This window comes from Cellulomonas biazotea, from assembly GCF_004306155.1.
Taxonomy (GTDB): Bacteria; Actinomycetota; Actinomycetes; order Actinomycetales; family Cellulomonadaceae; genus Cellulomonas; species Cellulomonas biazotea.
The window spans coordinates 1-7,072 of sequence record NZ_BIMR01000420.1; the positions used below are offsets into that span (position 1 = coordinate 1).

Genomic DNA, 7,072 nt, shown 5'->3' on the forward strand with positions numbered 1-7,072 from the left:
GGCCGGTGGCGCGCCGCTCGGCGTCCGGCCGCTCGGCGGCACACTGCTCGGCGGCCCGCCGCTCGGCGGCCTGCCGCGCGGCGGCGCGCTGCACCGCGACCCGCCGGTGGTGCGCCGCCTCGGTCGCCTTGACCGCCACGAGGTCGGACACCTCGTGCAGCCAGTGCAGGACCTCCTCCTCGTCCTGCGCCGACAGCGCGTCGAGTGCCTGCCCGCGCCCCGTCGGGACCAGGAAGAACACGCTCCACAGGCTCACCCCGGCGTCGAGGACCCGACGCAGCACCCGCGGCAGCTCGTGCACGTTGCCGGCCGTGACCGTCGTGTTGACCTGCAGCCGCAGCCCCGCCGCCCGGACCGCGTCGAGCGCCAGGAGGGTGTCGTCGAACACCCCGGGCACCCCGCGGAACGCGTCGTGCGTCGCCGCCTCCGCGCCGTCCAGCGAGATCGACACGGCCTTCGCGCCAGCGTCCCGCAGCCCGGCCAGCACCCCGGGGGTGAGCCGCGGGGTCACGGACGGCGACAGCGCCACGCTCAGCCCGACGGACGTCCCGTGGGCGACCAGCTCCGCGAGGTCGGGCCGCTCGAACGGGTCCCCGCCCGTGAGCACGACCAGCGGCCGGGGCGCGCCGAACGACGCGAGCCCGTCGAGCAGCCGCTTGCCCTGCTCGGTGTCGAGCTCGCGCGGGTCCCGCCGCGGGATCGCGTCGGCGCGGCAGTGCCGGCACGCGAGCGCGCACGCCCGCGTGACCTCCCAGATGACGATGAAGGGCCGGTCGGCGGTGTCGTGGTGCAGCTGCCGCACGGGCCGTCCCCGCCCCGCGCCGCCGGGTCGCCCCGCGGTGTCCCCCGTCGCGCGCACCGCGCACCTCCTCGTCCGACAGCCCTGGCGCTCCGGTCACGCTAGGCAGCGCGGCGCGTGCCACCGGGGACCTAGGTCCCGCGCGACGGTGCGTGCGGGCGGACCTACGCGGGCAGCACGTACCGGTACATGAGCAGGTAGTGCAGCACCGCGGCGAGCACCACCAGCACGTGCCAGATCTCGTGGAAGCCCAGCACCCCGGGGACCGGGTTGGGGCGCTCGACGACGAAGATCACGAACCCGACGCTGTAGAGCAGGCCGCCCGCCGCCATCAGCGCGTACGCACCGAACGGCAGGGGCACGCCCGCGCCGACCAGGAGCACCGGCATCCAGCCGAGCGCGATGTAGAGGGTGTTGGTGACGTACTTCGGCAGGTCGCGCAGCATCGAGCGCGCCACGATCCCGGCGGCGGCGACCAGCCACACCGCGCCGAGCACGGTCCACCCGTAGGTGTTGCGGAAGAGCACGAGCACCAGCGGCGTGATGCTCCCCGCGATCAGCAGGAACACCGACGCGTAGTCCAGGGTGCGCAGCACCTCGTTGACCCGCGGGCCGCGGTCGATGCCGTGGTGCAGGGTGCTGGCGACGAACAGCGTCAGCACCGACACCCCGTACACGGCCAGTCCGACGATCTTCCACGGGTCGCCCTCGACGCTCGCCTGGGCGACCAGCAGCGCCGCACCCACCAGGGCGAAGCAGCTCGCCGCGAGGTGCGTGACCGTGTTGATCCGCTCGTCGGTGACGTGGACGCTGCCGTCCCTGCTGCGCAGGACCGGTGCCTCCGCTGGACTCGTCTGCACAGCTGCCCTCCCGGAGTGCGCCGCGGACCGGGCCGCGGCGACGCCGACTCTATCGACGATCACCCGACCGACCGGCACGCCACCCGGTGGTCGCCCTGGTGAACGACGAAGGCCCGGACCGTGTGGTCCGGGCCTTCGTCTTCTTGTAGCGGGGGCAGGATTTGAACCTGCGACCTCTGGGTTATGAGCCCAGCGAGCTACCGAGCTGCTCCACCCCGCGTCGGCTTGATTACCTTACGTCACGCGCGGGACGAGACCAAATCGGCCCCCGACCACCCCGTCGCGGCGCCACCGCAACCCACGGGAGCCCACCTCAGCCCCGACGACGAGGGCCGGGCACCGCGGTCGCCCGCAGCACCCGGCCCACGTCCTGACCGGCTCGTCGTCAGCCGCCCGCGGCCTCGAGGTCCGCCTCAGCCTTCACGGCGTCCTCGACGGCCTGGGTCAGCCGGTCCTGCGCCGCGCCGTACGCGGCGAAGTCGCCGGTCTGCAGCGCGGCCTGGCTCTCCTGCAGGGCCTGACGGGCCTGCTGGAGCGCGCGGTCGAGCGACGCGCGCGCGGTCGCCTGGTCGGGGGTGTCGGTCGTCCCGCCGTCCGTCGGCTCGTCGGTCGGCTGGTCCGTCGGCGCCTCGGTCGCACCGTCAGTCGGCTCCTCGCCCGGCGACGTGCCGGCGTCACCGGCGTCCGCCCCGGAGTCGCCGCCGAACACCTGGTCGAGCGCGCCGTCCAGGGTGTCGGAGAAGCCGATCGAGTCGCCGAACGCGACCAGCACGCGCTGCAGCAACGGGAACGCCGTGCCGGACGACGCCTGCACGTACACGGGCTGCACGTACAGCAGACCGCCGCCGACGGGCAGCGTCAGCAGGTTGCCGCGCACCACCTGGGAGTCGCCGCGCGCCAGGATGTTCAGCTCGTTCGACACCGTCGGGTCGGCGTTGAAGTTGTTGTTCACCTGGCCAGGGCCCGGGACGGTCGAGTCGCGTGGCAGCTCGAGCAGGCGCAGCTTGCCGTAGTCCTCCGACGGTGCGCCCGCCTCGCTGCCCGCCTCGGCGTCCACCGCGAGGTACCCGGTGAGCACCTCCCGCGCCCCGGAACCGCCCGGGATGAACGTCGACATGAGCGAGAACCGGGCCGCGTCCTGGTCCGGCATCCGCAGCGTCAGGTAGTACGGCGGCTGCGGGACGTTGACGTTCGGGTGCGTCGGGTCGACCGGGTTGGCCCAGAAGTCGTTGCCGGAGAAGAACTGGTTGGCGTCCTCGACGTGGTACCGCGTGAGGAGCGCGCGCTGCACCTTGAACAGGTCCTCGGGGTAGCGCAGGTGGCTCATCAGCGGACCGCTGATCTCCGAGAGCGGCTTGAGGGACGTCGGGAAGACCTCCGACCAGGCCGCGAGGACCGGGTCCTCCGCGTCCCACGCGTACAGGTCCACCGAGCCGTCGTACGCGTCGACCGTGGCCTTCACCGAGTTCCGGATGTAGTTCACGGTCTTCGGCTGCAGGGCCTGGATCGTCTCCGTCGTCTCCGTGAGGGCGTCACGCGTCGCGCTCTCCAGGGAGCGCCCGGCCGAGTACGGGTACTGGTCGGTCGTCGTGTAGCCGTCGACGATCCACTTGACCCGGCCCTCGACGACCGCGGGGTACACGCGACCGTCGAGCGTGAGGTACGGCGCGACCTTCTGGACCCGGTCGCGCGGGTTGCGGTCGTAGAGGACCTGCGACTCGGAGTTCACGCGGTTGGAGAACAGCACCTGCTCGTCGCCGAGCTTCAGCGCGTACAGGAGCTTGTTCCACGGGTTGCCGACGCTCGGGCCGGCGGACACGTCCTGCGTCGGGAACGCGTTGTACTGCGCGCCGGACGACTCGTCCGACGGGAAGTCGAGCTCCCAGCCGTCCGTCCCCTCGGGGGCGCCGACGATCGAGTAGTCGGGCGCCTGCGGGCTGAAGTAGATGCGCGGCTCGTACGGGCCCATCGACCCGCGCGACGGGATGCCGCTCTCCCAGAACTCCGGCGCCCCCCGCCCGGCCGTCGTGTTGCCGTAGGCGGCGACGACGCCGAACCCGTGCGTGTACACGGTCGTGTCGTTCGTCCAGTTCCGCTGCGCGGAGTCGAGGCCGTCGAGGTCGAGCTCACGGACCGCGATGACGGTGTCCCGGCTCTCCCCGTCGATCTCGTACCGGTCCACCGACAGCGAGTCGGGGAAGTGGTAGAACCCGCGAATCTGCTGGAGCTGCTTGAACGACGGGCTGACGACCTGCGGGTCGAGCAGGCGGATCGACGCGGTCGTCTCCGCGTCGGAGCGCAGCGCGCCCGCCTCGGTCGTGACCTTCGCGTCGTAGTCGGACGTCTCGACGTCCTCGAGCCCGTACGCGGCGAGCGTCGCGTCGATGTTGCGCTGGATGTACGGCGCCTCACGGTCCTGCTGGTTCGGCTGGACCTGGAACCGCTGGACGATCGCCGGGTAGATGCCGCCGACCGCGATCGCGGCGACGACCATGAGCCCGACGCCGATCGCGGGGAGCCGCCAGTTGCCACGCAGCGCCGTCACGAGGAACGTCACGGCGACGAAGATCGCGATGCCCGCGAGGATCGCCTTGGACGGGATGACCGCGTGCACGTCGGTGAAGGCGGCGCCGTGGAACTTCTCCCCCGCCTTCGTGAGGATCGAGTACCGGTCGAGCCAGTAGTTCGCGGCGACGAGCAGCATGAGCACCGCACCGATGACCGACAGGTGCACGCGCGCCGCGCGCGTGGTGCGCGGACCCGAGGCCCGGCCGCCCCCGATCCGCAGACCGCCGTACAGGTACTGCGTCGCCAGGCCGCCGATCCCCGCGAGGATCGTCACGGCCATGAGGAACGACACGACGAACCGCAGGCCCGGCAGCGTGAACAGGTAGAAGCCGAGGTCGATGCCGTACTGCGGGTCGGACTCGCCGACCTGCTGCCCGTGCATCCACAGCTGCACCGTCGTCCACTGCTGCGACGCGGCGGCCCCGGCGAACAGCCCGAGCACCGCGGGTCCGACGATCATGACGAGCCGGCGCAGCGGCTCGATGGCCTCGCGGTACTGGTCGAGGTTGGCCTGCTCGGGCGTCGACGGCGCGTACACCGGGCGCGAGCGGTAGCCGTAGCTCAGGCTCGCGGCGACCGCGGCCGCCATGACGAGGAACCCGGCGACGAACAGCACCGCGCGGGTGCCCCACTCGGTGCCGAGCACCTGGACGTAGCCGAGCTGGTCGTACCAGAGCACCTCCGTCCACACCTGCGCCATGACGAGCACGAGGACGACGAGCACGCCGAGGACGACGAGGGTCGGAGCGAGCGCCCCCCGCCGGCGGCGGCCGGCAGGTCGTGGGCGTGGTGGGCTGGCGAAGGTCACGGAGCGTCCTCGTCGTCGTCTGGGCACGGCCGGCCGTGGCGGACCACGGCCCGAGCGGCACGCGCACGCGCGCGACCCCTCGCCGGTGTGAACGTCCTGCTGGAGGCCCAGGTTCCCACACGGGTGCGACCATGGTCCGGTGACGCAGCCCCCCACCTCCCCGCACCCCGGTCAGCGCGCGCTCGCGGACGCCGTCCGCGAGGTCGAGCACCACGTCGCGGCCGCCGGCTGGGACGCCCCGGTCCGGGTGTTCGCCCTGGTCAGGACGCAGTCCGCGCTGGCGACCGAGCCCGGCCTGGCGGACCAGCTCGCGCCGGACGTGCTGGCCGCGGCGACGACCGACCCGTGGCACCTGACGTCCGTCGAGCAGGAGGGGCTGCCGTCCGCGCCCGACCTCGAGACGCTCCTCGCGGGGCTGTCGTGGCCCGACGCCGTCGACGGTGTCGCGGTCAGCGTGGAGCGCGTCGTCCTGCCGCCCGCCGCCGAGGCGGACATGCCGCAGGACCCCGACGCCGCGCTGCGGTACCTGCTGGAGCACCCCGACCGGGCGGACGTGCGGCTCGCCGTGGGCGTGCTGCGCGACGGCCCGTCGTGGTGCGCGGTCCGCTCGCGCGAGCACGACGCGGACGACCAGGTCGGCCAGGGCCCGGACCTCGTGCCGGGCCTCGTGACCGCGCTGCGCTCGACGCTCGACTAGCAACGGCCGGGCGGCGGGCGGCCGACCGAGCGGCGGTCCCTCACCGTGGCGACGCGGCGGACCAGCAGCCGTACCGTCAGCCCGCGGCCGGGCTCGCGACGGGCTGCTCGACGACGCAGGTGGGCAGGTCGTCGGCCTCGCCCGCGCCGATCGCGACCATCGCCTCGCGCGCCTCGTGCAGCGTCCCGACACGCACGACCCGCAGCCCGTCCGGGACGTGCCCGACGACCTCGTCGCAGTTCGCCTCGGGGGCCAGGAACCACCCGGCGCCGTCCCGCAGCGCCCCCGCGAGCTTCTGCCGGATGCCGCCGATCGGCCCGACCGCGCCCGTGACGTCCATGGTCCCGGTGCCGGCGATCGTCACGCCGTCCGCCTCGTCCTCGGGGGTGAGCTTGTCGATGATGCCGAGCGCGAACATCGTCCCCGCGCTCGGGCCGCCGATGTCGTCGATGCTGATCGTCACGTCGACCGGCATGTCGAACGTCGGGTCGATGAGCACGCCGATCTGCGCGCCGCCGCCCTCGCGCTCGGACGTGACGACGGGGACGTCGACAGACTGGCCGTGGCGCCGCACGGTGAGCGTCACGGTCTGCCCCGGCGCGACGTCCGCGAGCACGTCGACGAGCGTCTGGTAGTCGGGCAGCGCCTGGCCGTCGATCGCGACGATGACGTCGTTCTCCTCGAGCTTGCCGTCGGCGTCCGTGCCGGGCACGGTGCCCGCGACCATGAGCGTCGCCGGCACCTCGTAGCCGAGCTCGGTGAGCGCCGCGACGGTCGCGTCCTCCTGCGAGGACACCATCTCCGCCTGGTTCGACTCGTCGATCTGCTCCTGCGAGACGTCGGGCGGGTACACCTGCTCGACGGGCAGCACGACGGACGACGACCGGAGCCACCCCGACAGGACGCCGAGGATGCTCGACGGGTAGCCGGGGCCGCCCGTGCTCGACACCGTCGTGAGGCGCAGCTCGCCGGTCGAGTCGTACGTCGGAGCGCCCGAGACCTGGATGAGCGGCGTGCCGTCGTGCTCGCCGAGCACGTCGCGCGTCGGGCCCGGGCTGTTGACCGCGTACGGCGTCGGCACGACGACGAGGACCGCGAGCAGCGACACCGACCCGAGCAGCGCGGCGGTCAGCGTGATCGCGCGCGGCGTCAGCGGACGCGGCTCGGGCAGGACGTCGTCGGACGGCTGGTCGGGGGCGTCGAGCACGGACAGATCATCCCCTACGGCGCTGTGCCGCGCGGACGCCGTCCGGACCCTTCCGGCGCGGACGCGGGCTCGGGTGCGGGCGCGGGAGCGGGCGGGCTCACCCGTGGCGGCGGGCGCGCGCCTGCCGCCACAC

General features: G+C 73.4%; 5 protein-coding genes and 1 tRNA gene. 1 reads left to right on the forward strand and 5 read right to left on the reverse strand.

From position 1 onward, the window contains the following. From CBZ_RS19695 to CBZ_RS19710, 4 genes are all read right to left on the reverse strand, one after another. On the reverse strand, positions 1-802 hold an 802-nt coding region (locus tag CBZ_RS19695), incomplete at its 3' end, for a radical SAM protein (protein WP_246013564.1). A gap of 161 nt (positions 803-963) precedes the next feature. Further along, positions 964-1,659, reverse strand: a complete 696-nt coding sequence (gene trhA / locus CBZ_RS19700; RefSeq protein ID WP_165446868.1) for a PAQR family membrane homeostasis protein TrhA — start codon at positions 1,657-1,659, stop codon at positions 964-966. Between the two features lie 146 nt (positions 1,660-1,805). Continuing rightward, a tRNA-Met gene (locus CBZ_RS19705) sits at positions 1,806-1,879 on the reverse strand. A 165-nt stretch (positions 1,880-2,044) separates the two neighbouring features. Then, positions 2,045-5,035, reverse strand: a complete 2,991-nt coding sequence (locus CBZ_RS19710; RefSeq protein ID WP_130783136.1) for a UPF0182 family membrane protein — start codon at positions 5,033-5,035, stop codon at positions 2,045-2,047. 139 nt (positions 5,036-5,174) lie between these two features. Between CBZ_RS19710 and CBZ_RS19715 the strand changes: the two genes are divergently transcribed. Continuing rightward, the gene (locus CBZ_RS19715) at positions 5,175-5,732 is read left to right on the forward strand and encodes a PPA1309 family protein (RefSeq protein ID WP_130783137.1); all 558 of its coding nucleotides are present in this window, start codon (positions 5,175-5,177) and stop codon (positions 5,730-5,732) included. Positions 5,733-5,808: 76 nt separating this feature from the next. Here CBZ_RS19715 and CBZ_RS19720 read toward each other — a convergent pair whose 3' ends face one another. Further along, positions 5,809-6,939, reverse strand: a complete 1,131-nt coding sequence (locus CBZ_RS19720; protein ID WP_130783138.1) for a YlbL family protein — start codon at positions 6,937-6,939, stop codon at positions 5,809-5,811. Between the last annotated feature and the right edge of the window lie 133 nt (positions 6,940-7,072).